The organism is Falsigemmobacter faecalis (assembly GCF_003863335.1).
Lineage (GTDB): Bacteria > Pseudomonadota > Alphaproteobacteria > Rhodobacterales > Rhodobacteraceae > Wagnerdoeblera > Wagnerdoeblera faecalis.
Window position 1 is genome coordinate 117,027 of the sequence record NZ_RRAZ01000007.1, and the last position, 16,768, is coordinate 133,794.

Here is a 16,768-nt window from a genome sequence, read left to right on the forward strand (position 1 = left end):
GGGGATTAGCCTAAAATCCCTGCCTGGTCAAGAAAAGCGGGCTCCGCCTACATTTTTGCCGCAAGTTCGGCCCGGATCTGTGACGAATCTGCCCCGCGCGCCGGAATTGGCCCGGGTTTGCGGGTCTCTCCGTCAAAGCGCGGCGCGGGGGCGGGGGCGAGATTTTCGCCCTGCCAGATGCCACGCGCGGCGATATGCGGATCGCTCTGCGCCTCTTCGGGCGAGAGCACCGGGGCCACGCAGGCGTCACTGCCGCCAAAGAGCGCGTCCCAATGCGCCCGCGGCTGTGCGGCGAATATGGGCTTCAGCCGCTCTTTCAGCGGGGCCCAGGCGGCGCGGTCGTAATGGCCCTTTACCATGGCTTCATCGTCAGAAAGCCCAAGCTTTTCAAGGAAGAGCGCATAGAACTTCGGCTCCAGCGCCTGAACCGTGACCCAGCCGCCGTCGGCGCAGAGATAGCTTTGGTTCCAGTGCGGGCCGTCGAGCACCGATTGCCCGCGCGCCGTCACCATGGCGCCTGAGGGGCGCATGGAATGCAACAGCGCCATCATATGGGCCGAGCCATCGACGATGGCGGCATCGACCACGGTGCCCTTGCCGGTGCTGCGCGCATTCAGCACGCCCGACAGGATCCCGACCGCCAGATACATCGCCCCGCCGCCCACATCGCCCACCAGCGTCGGTGGCGTCAGCGGCGCATTGCCAGTGGCGGAGGCATACCAGAGCGCGCCGGAGCGCGAGATATAATTCAGATCATGCCCCGCAACCTTTGCCAGCGGCCCCTGCTGGCCCCAGCCGGTCATGCGGCCATAGACGAGGCGCGGGTTCACCCGGTGGCAGTCCTCAGGCCCAAGGCCCAGACGCTCGGCCACGCCGGGGCGATAACCCTCAATCAGCGCATCGGCGCGGGCGATCAGCTGCAGCGCCACCGCGCGGTCATCCGGATCTTTAAGATCCAGCACGATCGAGCGTTTGCCGCGGTCGAGCAGATTTTCATCCACCGCGCCCGGCGTATCGGCGGCCTGGGGGCGGTGGATCACCGTCACCTCAGCGCCCAAGTCCGCCAGCAGCATGCCGCAAAAGGGGCCAGGTCCCAGCCCCTCAAGTTCCACAATCTTCACTCCCCCCAGCACGCGTTTACCTCCCCGTAAGTGCGTCCCTCAGAACCGACAGCACCGCCTCGCGCGGGACGTCATCGGCAACGAATGCCTCGCCTATGGCGCGCGCCAGAATAAAGCGCAGCTTACCATCGACGACCTTTTTGTCCTGACCCATCAGATCAAGAAGCGCCTCTGCCCCCGGCAGATCGCCCTCAATATCCGACAGATCGGTCTTCATGCCCATGGCCTTAAGATGCGCACGCACCCGGCCCGGGCTTTCCTGGCTGCAAAGGCTAAGGCGCGCCGACAGCTCAAAGGCCAGCGCGCAGCCGATGGCCACGCCTTCGCCGTGCAGCAGCCGGTTGCCATAGCCGGTGGCGGCTTCGAGGGCGTGGCAGAAGGTATGGCCCAGGTTCAAAAGCGCGCGCTCGCCCTGTTCGGTTTCATCGCGCTCAACGATCCCGGCCTTCATCTCAACCGAGCGCTGCACCGCGTAAAGCCGCGCCGCGCCGTCGCCCTTGGCCAGCGAGGGCCCCTCGCGCTCAAGGCGCTCAAAGAAGGCGGCATCGCCGAGCAGGCCGTATTTCACCACTTCGCCATAGCCCGCCAGCAGATCGCGCGGCGGCAGGGTGCCGAGAAGGCCGGTATCGGCCAGCACCACGGTCGGCTGATGAAAAGCCCCGATCAGGTTCTTGCCGTGACGGGTGTTGATCCCGGTCTTACCGCCGACCGAGCTGTCGACCTGGGCCAGAAGCGAGGTCGGGATCTGCGCAAAGCGCACGCCGCGGCGCAGGATGGCCGAGGCAAAGCCCGCCAGATCGCCGATCACGCCGCCGCCAAAGGCGATGACCAGATCACGGCGCTCAATCTTTTCGTCGAGCAGGAAATCGCAGGCCTGCTCAAGGCCGGCCCAGGACTTCGTGCCCTCACCCGGTGTCAGCGCGAGGGTGTTATGGGCGATGCCTTCCGCATCCAGGGCCGCCTGAAGCGCGGGCAGATGCAAAGCCGCCACCCGTTCTTCGGTCAGGATCGCCACCTTTTTGCGGCGCAGAAAGGGCGAGAGCTCCGCTCCGGCGCGGGCAAGAAGCCCTTCGCCAATGCGCACCTCATAGCTGCGATCACCCAGGTTGACCGGAACCGTTACGCTCATCTCAGATCCTTTCCAGCACATCGGCGCGGGTGGACAAAGCCTCAACCACCCGCTGGGCCGTTGCGTCAATCGACAAGCCATGCTCGCTGTCGACGATCAGCTCAGCCCGGGCATAAACCGGCTCGCGCTCAGCATAAAGCGTGCGCAGCGTCTCATAGGGATTGGCGGTGCGCAGCAGGGGGCGGTTGTTGCGGTGGCGCACGCGGTTCCACAACAGATCCACATCGGCGCGCAGCCAGACCGCCACGCCGCCTGCCTTGATCTCATCACGGTTGCTTTGTGCCATATAGGCACCGCCGCCGGTTGAGAGGATCGAAGGCGCATCGGCCAGCAGCCGCGCGATGACCTGTGATTCTTTCTGACGGAAGAAAGCTTCGCCGTCGCGGGTGAAAATCTCGGCAATCGACATATTGGCTGCCTTCACGATCTCGTCATCCGAATCGCGGAACGGCACCTGCAGCATGCGGGCGAGTTGGGTGCCGACGGCCGTTTTTCCCGCACCCATCATGCCCACCAGCACGACCGTTTTGCGCAGACGCCATTTCATCGGGGCTTTCCCCTTGTGTTTGATCTTTCGGTCCTGAATGGCGTGATCTTCACAAAAAGACCATATATATTCGACAGGCAGCGCACCTCCGGGCGGGCTGCCAATTCTACGGGCAAATGCAGGCAAGGAAGTGAAATGCGTCTGATTAAGGTTCTCCTGGTGCTGATCGTTCTGGGCTTCGCAGGTCTCACCGGTTTTGCCTATTTCGGCGATATGACGCCGGAACCCGCACAGGTCTCGCAACCGCTGGATCTGGCCCCCGCTGACCAACAGCCTCAGGCCGCGCCCTCCACTCAGGCGGGAACGGATGGTAACTGAGGGGCTGCGCGCTCTCCTGCTGACGGCTGCCTTGCTGGGGCCGGGGGCGGCGCTGGCCCAGGGCCGGCCGCTTTCGGCGATCGACTGGCTTTCCGATACGGTGGCCCGGCCCGCCCCGCGTGTGGTGCCGGAGGCCCCGCTGCGCCCGCTTGGTGCGCCTGAGGCCATTGTCACAACCCCGCTGTCCGCCCGCAATCCTGACGGGATTGGCGCGCTGACAGCGAAAGTCACCGGCATTGATCCGCAGTTCTGGGCGCGCTCGGATGCGCAGGTGCTGAAGGCAAAGCTGCGCGATGAAGGGCCTGAGCCGCTGCCGGCGCTGCGCGATCTGATCCAGATGCTGATGCTGGCTGAGCTTGATCCGCCGATGAACGGCGACGGGCAGGGGGGCTTTTTGCTGGCGCGGATCGACCGGCTGCTGAGTTTTGGCGCACTCGAGGCGGCGCAGGAGCTGGTGACGGCGGCCGGCCCGCCAACGCCGGATCTCTTTCGCCGGGCCTTTGATATTGCGCTGCTGCTGGGCACCGAAGACCGCGCCTGTGCGGCGCAGCGGGCCAGCCCGCGGATTTCGCCCACGCTCTCGGCGCGGATCTTTTGTCTTGCGCGCGGCGGCGACTGGGGGGCGGCAGAACTCACCCTCGCGACCGCTCAGGCGCTTGGTCATGTGGCCGATGAAGAGGTCCAGGTGCTGCAGCGCTTCATCCGCCCCGAGGCCTATGAGGAGGAAGACCCGCTTCCTCCGCCCGCCCGTGTCACCCCGCTGAACCTGCGCCTCTATGAGGCGATCGGCGAGGCGCTGTCGCCTGCCGGTCAGCCGCTGGCCTTTGCCCATGGTGATCTGACCCCGGCCACCGGCTGGAAGGCACAGATCGAAGCGGCAGAGCGTCTGGCCCGCACCGGAGGCATCGCGCCTGCGCAGCTTTTCCGCCTTTACACCGAGCGCCGCGCCGCCGCCTCCGGCGGGGTCTGGAGCCGGGTTCAGGCCGTGCAAAGGTTTGAAAAAGCGCTCTCTGCGGCGGATCCGGAGAAGGCCGCCGCCGCGCTGAAGACCGCCTGGACCGAGATGGCCTCGATGGAGCTGGAGGTGCCCTTTGCCGAGCATTACGCCTCCCGCATTCGCGAGATGTCCTGGCCCGGGGGAGAGCCGCGTGAGCTGGCCTTCCGGCTGCGGCTTTTGAGCACCGAATTTGCCACCATCCTGCCCGAAGAAGTGCCGCCTTCGGAAGAAGCCGCTTTTCTCGCCGGGCTGGCCCAGGGCCGTGCGACCTCGCCGCCGCCGCCCGACAATCTGGCCCGCGCCATCGCCCGCGCTTTTCCCGGCGCGGGAGAGCCGCCGCTGCCTTCCGGCGCGGCGCAGGGGCTGTTGCGCGACGGACGTCTGGGCGAGGCGGCGTTCCTGGCGATTGATCAGGTCACCGTCGGCGCTTTGGGCGAATTGCGCACCGTGACCGAGGGGCTGGTAACGCTGCGCCGCCTTGGCTTTGAGACCGCGGCGCGCAAAGCGGCGCTGCAACTGTTGATCCTGGAACGGAGAGGCTGATGGACAGCCCGATGGAACGCTGGATCTCAAGCTTTCTTGAGGCCCAGACCGCCACGGCGGGGGCGGCAAAGAACACCCGCCTGGCCTATGGCCGCGATCTGATGGATTTCGCAGGTTATCTTGCGGGCAGGGCGCTGCATTTCAACACCGCCACCCAGGCAGATGTTGAGGCCTGGCTGATCCGCTGCGAAGCCGAAGGGCTGTCGCAGGCCACCCGCGCGCGCAGGCTCTCCGCCGTGCGCCAGCTCTACCGCTTTGCCTTTGATGAGGGCTGGGTGAAGACCGATCCGGCTTTGCGGCTCAAAGGGCCGGGGCGCGCCAAAAAGCTGCCGAAAACCCTCTCGGAGGAGGAGGTTGCCCGGCTGATCGCCGCCACCCAGACCCAGGGGCGTGAGGGTGCGGACCGGGTCCGCAATCTTTGTCTGATGGAACTTCTTTACGCCACGGGGCTGCGGGTGACGGAGCTTGTTTCGCTGCCGGTGGCGGCGGTGCGCGGCCATCCGGCGATGATCCTGGTGCGCGGCAAGGGCGGGCGCGAGCGGATGGTGCCGCTGTCGCGGCCGGCGCGGGCGGCGGTGGCGGACTGGCTGGTGCTGCGCGATGCGGCAGAGGCGGGCTCGGGGCAGAAGAGCCGCTATCTCTTCCCCTCGCGCTCAGCCGAGGGGCATCTGACGCGGCTGCGGTTCTATGCGCTGGTGAAAGAGCTGGCGGTCGCGGCCGGGATGGATCCGACAAGGGTCACGCCCCATACCCTGCGCCATGCCTTTGCCACCCATCTGCTGGCGCGCGGCGCCGATCTGCGGGCCATTCAGACGCTGCTTGGCCATGCCGATCTGGGCACCACCGAGATCTATACCCATGTCCTCGAAGACCGCCTGCGCGAGCTGGTGCTGACCCGTCACCCGCTGGCCGAAGCCCCCTCAGAAGACGCCTGAGCCGGGGCGGGCAGGGGCAGGCGCACCACGGCGCTCAGCCCCCCGCCCTCGCGATTTTTCAGCGTGAGCGTGCCGCCATGGGCGCGCAGCACGCTTTCGCAGATCGCAAGCCCCAGCCCGGTGCCGCCACCGGCAAACTGCCGCCCGCCGGATGCGGCCTCAAAGGGGCGGTTCAGCAGGGCGAGCTTTTCTGCGGAGAGGCCCGGCCCGCGATCGCGCAGCTCAAGGGTGATGTCGCTGCCGAGCTGCATCACCGCCTCAGCGTCCCGGGCATAGCGCATGGCATTGACCATCAGATTGCGCAAAGCCCGCCGCATCGCCACTTCGCGCAGCGGCAGGATCAGGGGCGGGCCGCCCAGGAAACGCACGCCGGTTTCCTCGCACAGATCCTGCAGCAGCGCCGTCAGATCGGTGTCGCGCAGCCCCTCCTGGTCGGAGATGCGCCGCACGCTGCCCAGAAGATCCTCGGTGATCACGGAAATCTCTTCGAGACTGCGGATCATCCCCTCGCGCAGCTCAGGGTCTTCGATGAATTCGGCGCGCAGCCGCAGCGAGGTGACGGGGGTGCGGATGTCATGGCCCACAGCGGCCAGAATGGTGCGGCGCGTCGCCTCAAATCCGGCGATCTGGGCCTGCATGGCGTTGAAAGCGCGGGCGAAATCCTGCAGCTCTGCCGGGCCGCTGACGGTCAGGCGCTGGCTGTGATCGCCCGCTCCGGCGAGGCGCGCGGTCTCTGCCGCGCGGGCGAGGGGGCGGGTGAGCTGGCGGGTGAAATAAAGCGCCACCGCCAGACAGCCTGCCGCCGACATCAAAAGCGGGATCACAAAGCCCCATTTGCGCGGCCAGGCCAGCGAATGCGGCAGCGGATAGACCAGGCTGTTGAGCCATTCGCCGCGAAAAGGCCCCGCGTTGATCCCGATGGAAATCATCATCAGCACCGGCTGATCGGGGCGCAGATCCGCCACGCCGGGGCTGTGGACCAGCACCGTATTGCCCGGCGTTGCGCGGCGCAGATCGGCGGCAAGGTTCAAAAGCGGCGTGGCCCCTGCGGTATCGAGCGGCTCTTCGGCCAGGAAAAAGCGGGTGTAGCCGGTGTTGCTTTGCTCAATGATCTCAGTGACCACATCTTCATCCGCCTGCTCAACCGCATGCAAAAGCGCGATCAGACGCCCGAGATCCTGATGCATCCGGGCCTGACGGTCGAAATCCGACCCCTCTCCGGCAAAAAGCAGCAGCGCCAGAAGCTGCGCTGCCGCAATTGCCCCCATGAGTAGCAGGGCAAACTGCGCCGCCAGCCCGCGCGGGCGCAGATGCTGCGCAAGCCTTTGCAGCGCGGTCATTCGACCGCTTCCACCGGCGCGCAAAGGCGGTAGCCGCCGCCCCATTCGGTGGCGATGATGCGCGGACCCTCTGCCGCCGCGCCATCGGCGATCTTGCGGCGCAGGCGGCTGACCATGGTGTCGATGGTGCGGTCAAAAGCCCCGAGATCGCGCCCGCGCACCCGGTCGATCAGCCGCTGGCGGCTGAGGACTTCATCGGGGTGATCAAGGAACATGCCCAGCAGACGGCTCTCGCCGCTGGTCAGATGCTGCAGGCTGCCGTCGGGCAGGGTCACTTCCTGGCGGTCAGGGTCGTGCAGGCGGTCGGCAAAGCGCCGCCGCCGCGAGGGGGCCACCTGCGCCCCGGGCGGCACGCGCCGCAGCAGCGAGCGCAGCCGGGCCACAAGCGCCGCCGGGTTAAAGGGCTTAACCACATAATCATCGGCCCCCGCATTCAGCCCGATGATGCTGTCTTCATCACTGGCCAGGGCGGTCAGCAGGATGACCGGAGGCCCCCCCGCCCGCGCAAGTTCCGCGCAGAGCACAAGTCCGCTGTCGCCGGGCAGCGTAATGTCGAGGATCACCGCATGAACCTGCGCCTCGGTGAGAAGGCCGCGCGCGGCCTCGGCAGAGCCCGCCTCCAGGGTGCGAAAGCCCTCGCGCCGCAAGTAAAGGCAGAGCGGGCCACGGATGTCGCGGGCATCTTCGACGACGAGGATCTGGGGGGAAACTTCGGTCATATCACAGTCTTGCAGCGAAGGAGGCATCTCAGGTCAGAGAGTATTCTTATGATATCTGTCGGAAAATAACCAGCGGATGCGGGGACGTGACAGGTTGTCACAATTTTGCTCTCCTGGTGAATTTGTCAGGTATGTAAACCGGGCGCAATCCCGGCCCCTGATCCGGGCCAGAACGGCAAAGCGAGATCTGCCCCCGGGGAGGTGTCCTGCGCCACCGCAGCACCTGCTGCGCATCGACGGTTGCATACCGCCCCGGAGGGGAGGGATGCTTTTGACAATGAGGTGATCCATGACCTTTCTGAGCAGCCTGCGCGCGGGGGCCTCGGCCCTGGTGCTGATGAGCCTCGCAGCCCCGCTTTCGGCCGAAAGCCTTTATACCCCGGTCGCGAAAGACTTTGCGCCTGTGGTCCGCGCCGCCGCCGCCCAGCCGGGCGCGCCGGTCTATGCGGGCAGCAAAGTGCTCATCAGCGGTGAGCGTCTGGTGCCGGGTCAGGAGATCACCCTGATGCGCGGCACCACGGTTCTGACCGCAGAAGGCCCGATCCTGGTCGATGCCGAGGGGCGCTTTAGCTTTGAGATGACGCTGGATGCTGAGGCGGCGACGGGTCAGCAGCCGGTGGTCATGCTGGCGGAAAAACCGGCCGCCGCGCAGATCGTGACGGTGAAAATCTCGCCAAAGCTCGATCTGGCGGGGGCAGAGAAATTTGATATCACCTCCGGCCCGGTCGCCAATGGCCTTTATCAGGTCATCCATAATGAGAAGACCGGCGCGGTCTATGTCACCTCCGCGGTGGGTCGCCCGCCGGTGAAACTGTCTGAGATCACCCGTCTCGATGCCGAGAGCCTGAAGGTCACCGGCAAGGTCTCGCCGCCCGAAGCCCCGGCCTCGGGGCGTCCGGGCCCGGAGGGGGCGGCCGCGGATCCGGGTCTCTTCGCGGTCTACGGTATTGATATCGATACCGAACATGACCGCCTCTGGGTCAGCAACACCCGCCAGGACAGCATCGCCGTTTATGATGCCAAAGAGATGGCCCTGGTGAAGCAGTTTGAGCCGGGCAGCGTCAGCCATGGCCGCGATGTGGTCGTGGATGAAACCCGGGGGCGCGCCTATGTGGCGGCCACCCGGACCAGCCGCATCGAGGTTTTTGACACCAAAACCCTCGAAAAGCTGGACCCGATTGAGATCACCACCAGCCGCCGTGGCGGGGAATGGTCCTCGATGGCGCTGGATCTGGATGAGGCATCGGGGATCCTCGTGAATGTCTCGATGTCGAGCAATGAAGCCGCGGTGATTGACCTCAACAGCGGCTCGGTCAAAGTGCTGCCGCTGCCGGGGGCTCTGGCGGCATCGGGCGTCGCCTATGATCCGCAGGAAAAGCTGATCTTCGTGGCCTCGCAGCAAAGCGACAACCTGCTGATCGTCAGCGCTGAGGACGGCCGCATTCTGCATGATGTCCCGGTCGGTGCGCAGCCGCTGAACGTCACCTTTGAGCCGGTCAGCCGTCAGGCCTTTGTCGCCAACCGTGGCTCGGGCACGATCACGGTGGTCAATACCAAAGGCGAAGTGACCGCCAATCTGGATGCCGGATCGCGCCCGAACCAGCTGCGCGCTGATGGTCAGGGCACCGTCTGGGCGGTGAATAAATCGCTCGGCCAGGATGATGACCGCGGCAATATGATCTGGCGCATCCGCCCGGCAAAATAAGCCTGCGCGGCCCCCGGGGCCGGGTTTCGTTCCCTGGGCCCGGCTTTGAGGGGCGGCAAAGAAAAGCCCGGAAGGTGAAAACCTTCCGGGCTTTTCTTCATGCAACGGATGAAAAGATCAGGCGGCCTTCAGGCGGCTGCGCTGGTCATCCCAGGCGGTGAAACACAGGATCAGAAAGCCCGTAAAGGCCAGTCCCGCACCGACATAGCCCGAGGAGGCAAAGCCATAACCGCGCGAGACCGCCATGGCCGCAAGGAAAGGCCCGAGCGCATTGGCGGCGTTGAAAGCCGCGTGATGCATGGCGGCGGCCATGGTCTGCGCCTTGCCCGCCACATCCATCAGATGGGTCTGCATAGCGGGCCCCACGGCCCCCGCAAAGCCCGCCCCAAAAAGCGTCACTGCCATCATCGGCAAGCTTCCCGTGCTCATGGGATAGGCCAGCAGCATGGCCATCGACAAAAGCATCATCACCCCCACCGAGCGCAGCGGGTTGCGGTCTGCCACGCGTGAAATGACCAGGGTCCCCACCACCATGCCAAGCCCGGTGATGGTGAACATCATCGGCTCAGCCCAGGCGGGGGCAAGTGTCACCTCCTGCAGGGTGCTTGCGATATAGGTATAGACGGCAAAGAGCCCGCCAAAGCCGACGGCTGCGGTCAGAAGCGTCAAAAGCACCTGACGGTTGCCGAGGGCTGCCAGCTCGGTCGCGGGGCTTGCCCCGGCATCGGGCTGATCTTTCGGAGCGTAAAGCGTGACCAGCGCCACACAGAGCAGCGCCAGAAGGGCGGCAATCCCAAAGCCCCACCGCCAGCCAGGTCCCTGGGCCAGCAGGCTCGCGGCGGGAACCCCCACAAGCGTCGCCACCGTCAGCCCCATCATCACCATCGAGACCGCCCAGGTCCGCCGGTTCGGCGGCACGAGCGAGGCCGCGACCAGCGCCGCCACCCCGAAATAAGCGCCATGCGGCAGACCGGAGAGAAAGCGGAAGATCAGCAGGCTCTGCCAGTCGGGCGCAAAGGCCGCGGCCAGATTGGCCAGCGCATAAAGCCCCATAAAGCCGATCAGAAGTGTCCGGCGGGAGCGCCTGGCCCCCAGAACGGCCAGCACCGGCGCGCCGCAGACCACACCCACCGCATAGGCCGAGATGGCATTGGCCGCCGTGGCCGCATCCACGCCCAGATCGGCGGCGAAATAGGGCACCAGCGACATGGCCGCAAATTCAATGGTGCCAATGGAAAAGCCACCCATGGCAAGCGCCAGGATGACGATGCCGACACGCGGCAGCGCCGCCTGGGTGGCTTCAGAGGCGGAGAGGGGGGAGGGCATAGACTCAGGGCTCCGGAAAGTTCAGGCAGCCCTGCGCTTATGCGCGCCGGGTCACACCTTTATGACACCGTTACCGGGGCGGGCACAGGGAGGAGCAGGCCCCGAAAACCACAAAAACCGCGCCGGTTACCGGTGCGGTTTCGCAGATAAAATCTTATAGTGGTGGGCGGTGAGGGACTCGAACCCCCGACATCTTCGGTGTAAACGAAGCGCTCTACCAACTGAGCTAACCGCCCGCCATGGGGAGTGAATAGCCTGTGGCGCGGGGCGCTGCAAGAGCGGATTTGCGAAAAATTGCATTTTGTCGCAATCGGTTAGAAAAAATATGCAAGGGCGGCTCTGATGGGGCGTCAGCTCCGGGGCATCGGTGAGGCCAGCCTGATAAAATGCAGAGGATCCGGCTTCGCCCGTTTGAACGCGCTGATACCGGTGCCTGTCTCGCGCCCTCTGACAGCAATCTGCCGAATGCCTTCGCCCTGGGGGTGCGGATTTTCTTTGCGGACTGGCTGCGCGATCACGCCTTCGGGCCGCGGCCCTGTCTGGTGCCGGAGGCGGCGAGGGGCATCCGCGCCTGGGACGGGACTGCAGTGTAAGACAGGATCGCCGGCCTGACCTGGGGGATGGTGGCGCAGAAGACCGGGGCTTCGGGACACATCTTACCGAAATCGGGCTGGCGCCGATGGGTGATCTGCCGGAGGTCAGGGGGCGAAGCTTTGCACCCGCCCGCACACCAAAGACCTCTGGGCGTTGAGGTGGTGAAGGTCACCGCCGATGGCTTTGGCGGGACCTGGATCGCCGGGACAGGCGGCTGGCGCTGTAGCGGGGGGGCTGAAACCGTCACGTCGGGGAGAACGTAGCCTCTGAGGATCGGAAAATCAGTCCGCGTCGGCCCTGCACGCCCGGCGGAGGGGGGGAACCCGGTCGGATCTGGTGTGGCCGGGGAGAGATGTTCTCTCATTGCTGCGGCGCTGAGATTTCGTTCTGGCGTGAGTCCGTGAGGCAGCTCCGGAAGGAGGTATTCTCTGCCGATTGCGGAAATTGACGTTTTCACCCAGCCTCGGCGGATCCCGGACATATTTCTGCCGAAGGCCAGGGCGAAACGCGGTTTCCGGAGGGCGGTCCAACCCGCCCCGGAGGGGGGCTCACGGGGGGAGGGGGGCAAATGGTGCGGACGACGGGTCTCGAACCCGTAAACCCTTTCGGGTGGCAGATTTTCATCCCACTTCGGCTTTCGCCGCCGCCCGGTGAGGGGCGTTCGTGGGCTGGACTGTCCCTTCACCATTCCCTGTAGCAGGGTGTCAGGTGCCGCCCGTCCAGTCTCTACACCTTCCTTTGTTGCCAAAGGCTTGGCTCGGGATTGGCAAGGGGTCTCCCCCGTAGCTTTCCCCGACTTTGAGCGGTTCTGCACCCCCGGTTTCCCGAGGGGCACTCAAATCACGTTTAAGTCTGCTGCGTATACCAGTTTCGCCACGTCCGCACGCCCGCCCAATGTCAGGAAATGCGGCGCAAGGTCAAGAGGGCGCGGCGAAAATTGCAGGCCTTACAGCGGCTTCAGCGCTCAGCCCGCAGCAGCAGGCCCGCTGCGCCATAAAGCTCCAGCGCGCCGCCGGGGGTGATCAGAAAGCCCGTCACCTCTCCAAGCGCGCCCAGCATACGCTGCTCAAGCTCCATCCGGGCGGGCGGGCAGGCCATCATGGTCCCGGCAAGCTCGGTGAAGGTCAGGCTTTGTCCGTCCTGGGTATAGCCGCCCATATAGCGGTTGCAGCCGGAAGCGCCCGAGACGCGGGCATCTTTGCCAAAGCTGAGGCTGGGGGCCTCCCCCTCAATCGCGCTCAGGGCGGCAAGGCGCGTCACCTTCCACTCAGCCCCGCTGAGCTTGAGCGCGGGGGCCGCAGGCCCCGGCGAAGGGGGCGCCGCAGGCGGAGCGGTCTGCGCGAAGGCGGGCAGGGCGAAAGCCAGCAGGAGCGCGGCGGGCAGGAGAGATCTTGGCATTCTGTCACCATTCTGAACGATCCGGCTCAGGCTAATCCGCGAGGGGGCAGAGTCAAATCGGAATTTTGTGACAGCTCGTGTGGCCGGGGACGCGGTCCGCGCATTCAGCGCATGAAAAAAGGGGCGCCGAAGCGCCCCTTTCTTAGGTCTGTGAAAGACTTACGACTTTGCGAGGTTGCGCAGCACATAGTGCAGCACGCCGCCGTTCTGGACGTATTCGATCTCAATGGCGGTATCGATCCGGCATTTGATCTGGGTGGTTTTCACGGTGCCATCTTTATAGGTGATGGTCATCGGCACGTTCGACAGCGGCTTCAGATCACCGGCCAGGCCACCGATCGAGATCACCTCATCGCCGGTCAGACCCAGCGATTTGCGGGTCTCGCCATTGGTGAACTCAAAGGGGATCACGCCCATGCCCACCAGGTTCGAGCGGTGGATCCGCTCAAAGCTCTCGGCCACCACGGCTTTGACGCCCAGCAGCGCAGTGCCCTTGGCCGCCCAGTCGCGCGACGAGCCTGCACCATATTCGATGCCGCCGAAGATCACGGTCGGCACGCCCGCGTCCATATATTCCATGGCCGCATCATAGATTGAGGTCTGCTCGCCGTTCAGGCCCTTGGAGTAGCCGCCCTCAACACCGTCCAGCATCTCGTTTTTGATGCGGATATTGGCGAAGGTGCCGCGCATCATGACTTCATGGTTGCCGCGGCGCGAGCCGTAGGAGTTGAAGTCTTTCAGCGCAACCTGACGCTCGGTCAGGTATTTCCCGGCCGGGGTGGTCGCTTTGAACGAACCTGCGGGCGAGATGTGGTCGGTGGTGATCATGTCACCGAGCACGGCCAGAACGCGGGCGTCGGTGATGTCAGAGATGACACCGGCCTGCGGGCCCATGCCCTGGAAGTAGGGCGGGTTCTGGATATAGGTCGACTGCGGCGGCCAGTCGTAGGTCTCAGCCTCGACAACTTCCACGCCCTGCCATTTCTCATCGCCTTTGAAAACATCGGCGTATTTCGACTGGAAGGCTTCGCGGGTCACGGTCGCATGGACCAGATCCGAGATCTCTTTGTTGGTCGGCCAGATGTCTTTCAGGAAGACGTCATTGCCGTCTTTGTCCTGAGCGATCGGGTCTTTGGTCAGGTCGATATTCATATCGCCTGCAATGGCATAGGCCACGACCAGCGGCGGCGAAGCGAGGAAGTTCGCGCGCACATCCGGCGAGATCCGGCCTTCGAAGTTACGGTTGCCCGAAAGCACAGCCGCAGCCACGAGGTCATTGTCGTTGATCGCTTTCGAGATCGCCGCATCGCCCAGCGGGCCCGAGTTGCCGATGCAGGTGGTGCAGCCATAGCCCACGAGGTTGAACCCGAGCGCGTCGAGGTCTTCCTGAAGGTTTGCGGCCTCAAGATAAGCCCCCACAACCTGCGATCCCGGTGCCAGCGAGGTTTTCACCCAAGGCTTACGGGTCAGGCCAAGCGCACGGGCTTTGCGGGCCACCAGGCCTGCGCCGATCATCACATAGGGGTTCGAGGTATTGGTGCAGGAGGTGATCGCCGCAATCACCACCGAGCCGTCGGTGATCGCATAGTCTTTGCCTTCAACCTGCACGGTTTTGCGCGGGTCTTTCGGCGGAGCGACAACCGGGCCACCCTCATCGGACATCTCTTTGGCATCCACCGAGGTGTCGATGCCGCGATAGGACGAGACGAGTTTGTAGAAGGTGTCCGCCGAGTCGGTCAGCGGCAGGTAATCCTGCGGACGTTTCGGACCCGAGATGGCCGGAACGATCTCACCCATGTCGAGCGCCAGCGTCGAGGTATAGATCGGGCTGTAATCCGCACCGCGCCAGAAGCCGTTCTCTTTGGCATAGGCTTCGACCAGAGCAATCCGGTCTTCGTCGCGGCCGGTGTTGCGCAGGTAACGCAGGGTCTCATCGTCGATCGGGAAGAAGCCGCAGGTCGCGCCATATTCCGGCGCCATATTGGCGATGGTCGCACGGTCCGCCAGCGGCAGGTGATCAAGGCCTTCGCCGTAGAATTCGACGAATTTATTGACCACGCCGTGTTTGCGCAGCATCTGCACAACTTTCAGCACCAGATCGGTCGCGGTGGTGCCTTCAACCATTTTGCCGGTCAGCTTGAAGCCGACGACTTCCGGGATCAGCATCGAAACCGGCTGGCCGAGCATCGCGGCTTCCGCCTCAATGCCGCCCACGCCCCAGCCCAGAACCGCAAGGCCGTTGACCATGGTGGTGTGGCTGTCGGTGCCCACAAGGGTGTCAGGGTAGGCAACCAGATTGCCGTCCTGATCGGTATCGGTCCAGACGGTCTGGGCCAGATACTCCAGGTTCACCTGGTGGCAGATGCCGGTGCCCGGGGGAACAACGCGGAAGTTGTTGAACGCGCCCTGGCCCCATTTCAGGAACTGGTAACGCTCCATATTGCGCTCATATTCCAGATCAACGTTCATCTGGAAGGCGCGCGGGTTGCCGAATTCGTCGATCATGACCGAGTGGTCGATGACCAGATCCACCGGAACCAGCGGGTTGATCTTCGCAGCCGAGCCTTTGAGGCCCAGGATGCCGTCGCGCATGGCTGCGAGGTCCACCACCGCCGGAACGCCGGTGAAATCCTGCATCAGCACGCGGGCCGGACGATAAGCGATCTCGATCGGGTTTTTGCCACCAAGCTTGCCCCAGTCGGAGAAGGCTTTGATGTCATTGACCGAAACGGTCTTGCCATCTTCGAAGCGCAGCATGTTTTCGAGCACGACCTTCAGCGAGGCGGGGAGCTTCGAGAACTCGCCCAGGCCTGCGGCCTCGGCAGCCGGGATCGAATAATAGTTGTAAGATTTCCCGCCGACCGTGAGGGTCTTACGGGTATTCTGGCTGTCGTGTCCGACCTGAACGGTCATGGCGGAGGCCTCCTGGCTTGCGGTCCTGCTGGGATCCTGGCCCGCGGGGTCCGCGGGCGGGAGTCGCGCTGGTTGTATGCAATTGTATGCCGAAAATCCAGCCCTATCCTGCGCCCCTGAATCGCTCATGATTGCCTCTGGGTCAAGCGCCGGGATCTGCGGGAGAATTCCTCAAATCCGGATCGCAAATGCTTGATTGGCAGCCACCCTCCGGTCAGGTTAAGCACGGTCAGGGAGGGCACCCCGGGGGACGTGATGACAGATCAGGGATTTCAGCAATTCTGCCGGCCATTGCGCGCGGCCGGCGCAGGGCTCGCGATGTCCCTTCTCAGCCTGAGTGGTGCCCTTGCCGGAGAGGGGGCGCAGAGCCCGGTTCTGGTGGAACTCTTCACCTCACAGGGCTGTATCTCCTGCCCCCCCGCGGATGAGGTCTTTGCGCGTCTGGCCGATGAGCCGGGCGTCATCGCGCTGGCGCTCCATGTGGATTACTGGGACTATCTCGGCTGGGAGGATGCCTTCGCCGATCCGGCTCATACCACGCGGCAAAAGCGCTACGCGCTCGCGGCAGGGGCGAAGATGATCTACACTCCCCAGGTGATTCTCAACGGATCTGAGCGTCTGCAGGGCGCGCGCGAGGCCGAGATTCGTGCGCAGATCGCCGAACTTGCCACCCGTCCTGTGCCCGTCGGCCTGCATCTGAAGCGCGAAGAGGGGGATCTTGAGATCGAAGTCTCCGCCGATCCGCCGCTGTCGCACCCCGCCGTGCTGCATCTGGTGCGCTATCTTCCCGGCAGTGAGGTCGAGATTGAGCGCGGCGAAAACGCAGGGCAGACCATCACTTACCGCAATGTGGTGACCTCCTGGACGCGGCTGGCCGACTGGCAGGGCCAGGCCCCGATCTCGCTGCGCCTGCCAATTGAGGGGGATGAACCCCTCGTGGTGATCGTGCAGCAACCGGGCCCCGGCGCGGTTCTGGCCGTTCAGCGGCTGGACTGACCCTCCGCGCCAGGCCGCCCCGATCCGGTTCAAACCGTCACGCCGTCCCCGCATGGCGGCCCTTTTCAGGGCAATTTTCTCTGGCGACGCGTGCTGCGACCCTGCCTGACCTGTTTTAGCCTGCACAGCCGGGGCAGGCCCGCTGCAGATCGGCAGGGGATCAAAAGAGATATGAAAAAGGCGCCCC

The 16,768-nt window shown here is 64.7% G+C and carries 14 protein-coding genes and 1 tRNA gene; 6 read left to right on the forward strand and 9 right to left on the reverse strand.

The annotated features are described in order from the left end of the window. Positions 1 to 47: 47 nt before the first annotated feature. Genes EG244_RS06555 through EG244_RS06565 form a run of 3 tightly spaced genes read right to left on the reverse strand, consistent with a single transcriptional unit; the run spans position 48 to position 2,821 of the window. Positions 48 to 1,133 carry a CaiB/BaiF CoA transferase family protein gene (locus EG244_RS06555; protein ID WP_124964214.1) on the reverse strand — a complete coding sequence of 362 codons (1,086 nt, stop codon included), beginning with the start codon at positions 1,131 to 1,133 and terminating at the stop codon, positions 48 to 50. 4 nt (positions 1,134 to 1,137) lie between these two features. Further along, a complete protein-coding gene (gene aroB / locus EG244_RS06560) occupies positions 1,138 to 2,250 on the reverse strand; it encodes a 3-dehydroquinate synthase (protein WP_124964215.1) in 1,113 nt (370 codons plus the stop codon). A gap of 1 nt (position 2,251) precedes the next feature. Then, the gene (locus EG244_RS06565) at positions 2,252 to 2,821 is read right to left on the reverse strand and encodes a shikimate kinase (RefSeq protein WP_407644036.1); all 570 of its coding nucleotides are present in this window, start codon (positions 2,819 to 2,821) and stop codon (positions 2,252 to 2,254) included. Between the two features lie 111 nt (positions 2,822 to 2,932). Between EG244_RS06565 and EG244_RS06570 the strand changes: the two genes are divergently transcribed. From EG244_RS06570 to EG244_RS06580, 3 genes are read left to right on the forward strand one after another with little or no spacing between them, the layout of a single operon-like run. After that, positions 2,933 to 3,115, forward strand: a complete 183-nt coding sequence (locus EG244_RS06570; protein WP_124964217.1) for a hypothetical protein — start codon at positions 2,933 to 2,935, stop codon at positions 3,113 to 3,115. After that, complete coding sequence (locus tag EG244_RS06575; protein ID WP_124964218.1) at positions 3,105 to 4,655, forward strand: hypothetical protein; 1,551 nt, start codon at positions 3,105 to 3,107, stop codon at positions 4,653 to 4,655. Before EG244_RS06570 ends, EG244_RS06575 begins: the two co-directional genes overlap by 11 nt. Beyond that, complete coding sequence (locus EG244_RS06580; protein WP_124964219.1) at positions 4,655 to 5,590, forward strand: site-specific tyrosine recombinase XerD; 936 nt, start codon at positions 4,655 to 4,657, stop codon at positions 5,588 to 5,590. Before EG244_RS06575 ends, EG244_RS06580 begins: the two co-directional genes overlap by 1 nt. On the opposite strand, the gene EG244_RS06585 is transcribed toward EG244_RS06580, so the two are convergent. Together EG244_RS06585 and EG244_RS06590 are read right to left on the reverse strand one after the other, a co-directional pair. After that, positions 5,554 to 6,930, reverse strand: coding sequence for an ATP-binding protein (locus EG244_RS06585; protein ID WP_158617255.1), 1,377 nt, complete (start codon positions 6,928 to 6,930; stop codon positions 5,554 to 5,556). The genes EG244_RS06580 and EG244_RS06585 overlap by 37 nt on opposite strands. After that, positions 6,927 to 7,649, reverse strand: coding sequence for a response regulator transcription factor (locus tag EG244_RS06590; protein ID WP_124964221.1), 723 nt, complete (start codon positions 7,647 to 7,649; stop codon positions 6,927 to 6,929). Before EG244_RS06590 ends, EG244_RS06585 begins: the two co-directional genes overlap by 4 nt. A gap of 289 nt (positions 7,650 to 7,938) precedes the next feature. Here EG244_RS06590 and EG244_RS06595 point away from each other — a divergent pair, with 289 nt between their 5' ends. Continuing rightward, positions 7,939 to 9,354, forward strand: coding sequence for a YncE family protein (locus EG244_RS06595; RefSeq protein ID WP_124964222.1), 1,416 nt, complete (start codon positions 7,939 to 7,941; stop codon positions 9,352 to 9,354). Between the two features lie 117 nt (positions 9,355 to 9,471). Here EG244_RS06595 and EG244_RS06600 read toward each other — a convergent pair whose 3' ends face one another. After that, entirely contained in the window at positions 9,472 to 10,680 is a 1,209-nt protein-coding gene (locus tag EG244_RS06600; RefSeq protein ID WP_199737826.1) for an MFS transporter, read from the reverse strand. Between the two features lie 160 nt (positions 10,681 to 10,840). Then, a tRNA-Val gene (locus EG244_RS06605) sits at positions 10,841 to 10,916 on the reverse strand. 150 nt (positions 10,917 to 11,066) lie between these two features. Here EG244_RS06605 and EG244_RS06610 point away from each other — a divergent pair. Further along, positions 11,067 to 11,273 carry a hypothetical protein gene (locus EG244_RS06610; RefSeq protein WP_124964223.1) on the forward strand — a complete coding sequence of 69 codons (207 nt, stop codon included), beginning with the start codon at positions 11,067 to 11,069 and terminating at the stop codon, positions 11,271 to 11,273. 958 nt (positions 11,274 to 12,231) lie between these two features. On the opposite strand, the gene EG244_RS06615 is transcribed toward EG244_RS06610, so the two are convergent. Continuing rightward, the gene (locus EG244_RS06615; protein WP_124964224.1) at positions 12,232 to 12,672 is read right to left on the reverse strand and encodes an META domain-containing protein; all 441 of its coding nucleotides are present in this window, start codon (positions 12,670 to 12,672) and stop codon (positions 12,232 to 12,234) included. Positions 12,673 to 12,831: 159 nt separating this feature from the next. Beyond that, complete coding sequence (acnA, locus tag EG244_RS06620; protein WP_124964225.1) at positions 12,832 to 15,585, reverse strand: aconitate hydratase AcnA; 2,754 nt, start codon at positions 15,583 to 15,585, stop codon at positions 12,832 to 12,834. A gap of 318 nt (positions 15,586 to 15,903) precedes the next feature. On the opposite strand from acnA, the gene EG244_RS06625 reads away from it, so the two are divergent. After that, on the forward strand, positions 15,904 to 16,581 hold the full coding sequence (locus EG244_RS06625; RefSeq protein WP_233588922.1) for a DUF1223 domain-containing protein: 678 nt from the start codon (positions 15,904 to 15,906) through the stop codon (positions 16,579 to 16,581). Positions 16,582 to 16,768: the final 187 nt, after the last annotated feature.